Source organism: Thiobacillus sp. (assembly GCF_030696885.1).
In the GTDB taxonomy this organism is placed as follows: Bacteria; Pseudomonadota; Gammaproteobacteria; order Burkholderiales; family Thiobacillaceae; genus Thiobacillus.
The window spans coordinates 1-1,368 of record NZ_JAUYRI010000019.1 but is presented as its reverse complement, the minus strand read 5'-3'; the positions used below and the strand labels follow the sequence as shown (position 1 = coordinate 1,368).

Sequence of the window (1,368 nt, the reverse complement as noted above, 5' to 3'; positions counted from 1 at the left end):
GTTCTCGGCGTTCTGCTTGACGGTGCTGGTCAGCTCTTCCATCGAGCTGGCGGTTTCTTCCAGGCTCGAGGCCTGCGACTCGGTGCGCGCCGACAGGTCGGCGTTGCCCGAGGCAATCTGGCGCGAGGCCACCGCAATGGTCTCGGTCGATTGCCGGATGTCGCCGACGATGCCGGTCAGCCGTTCGCGCATCGAATTGATGGAATACAGCAGGCTGGAGGTGTCACCCGGCGCCACCGTCACGGATTTGGAGAAGTCGCCTTCGGAGATCGCATGCGCCACCGCCACCGCATAAGCCGGTTCGCCACCCAGCTGCCGCATGATGTGGCGGACCAGCCAGAACACGATGCCGCCCGACACGATCAGCCCCACCAGCACCAGCATCAGCGTGATCGTCAGCATGCGCTCGCTGAATGCCGTCATCTCGGCCTTGGTGGTTTCCACCGCATCGTTCTTGATCTTGATGTAATCCAGCAGTCGCGCCCGAATGTTGCGCCAGACCGGGGTCTCGTCCTGCGCGATCGAGGCAATGGCGCCTGCCTGGTCTGAGCTCGCCATCGAGACGATACTGGCCTGTAGCGGAATCTGCTGCGCGCGCAGCGCCATCACGTCCTCCAGCAGCTTGCGGTCGTCCGGCACGTCAGCGGCCAGGATCAGCGCGGCGTCACCGACGGCCTTGAACTCTTTCGCGGAATTCTCAAGGTTGGTGTAGGCCGCCTGGTTGGCCGGGTCCATCACGACGTTGCGCAGGGCCTGACCCATCTGCAGCCCGTGGGCATACATGTTGGTGGCAGCCTGCGCCAGCGCGAGGTCGTGCTCGAGAAAGCGTTCAAAGCGATTCTTCGTGCTCTGCATGCCGACCAGCGCTACGGCTACCGCCACACCGAAAAGCAGGAACACGCCCCCCAGACTCAGGAGAATTTTGGATTTCAGTTTCATCAGATACCACCTTGTTTAAAATCAATCCGCCCGACACGTTTGCCGGGGGCCTTGCACAACCCGCGCGCCTGGGCGCACGGATCACTTTCGTTCAGAATTCTTCCCACTCGTCGCCGTTGCCCGCACCCGCGGCGGCCAGTTTTTTCGACGCAGGCGCCGGGCGGGCGCCCGCCTTCGGCAAGGCAACAGGCTCGCGCCGCGGTGCCGGCAATTCGGCAACCTGCGACTGGAAACCCCCTTCCGACAACCTGAACACGCTCACCGCCTCGGCCAGCTTGGCCGCCTGGCTCTGCAGGCTCTCGGCCGCGGCCGCAGCCTCTTCCACCAACGCAGCGTTCTGCTGGGTGGCGTCGTCCATCTGCACCACCGCCTGGTTGACCTGCTCGATACCGGAACTCTGTTCCTGGCTCGCCGCCGCGATCTCGCTCA

General features: G+C 64.0%; 1 protein-coding gene and 1 pseudogene. Both read right to left on the bottom strand.

Annotated elements, in window-relative coordinates; all coding sequences use genetic code 11:
* Positions 1–939 (bottom strand): methyl-accepting chemotaxis protein (locus tag Q8R61_RS10070; RefSeq protein ID WP_371133598.1); only part of this gene is annotated, 939 nt, incomplete at its 3' end.
* 91 nt (positions 940–1,030) lie between these two features.
* Positions 1,031–1,368: pseudogene (locus tag Q8R61_RS10065) on the bottom strand (hypothetical protein); the annotation flags it as partial.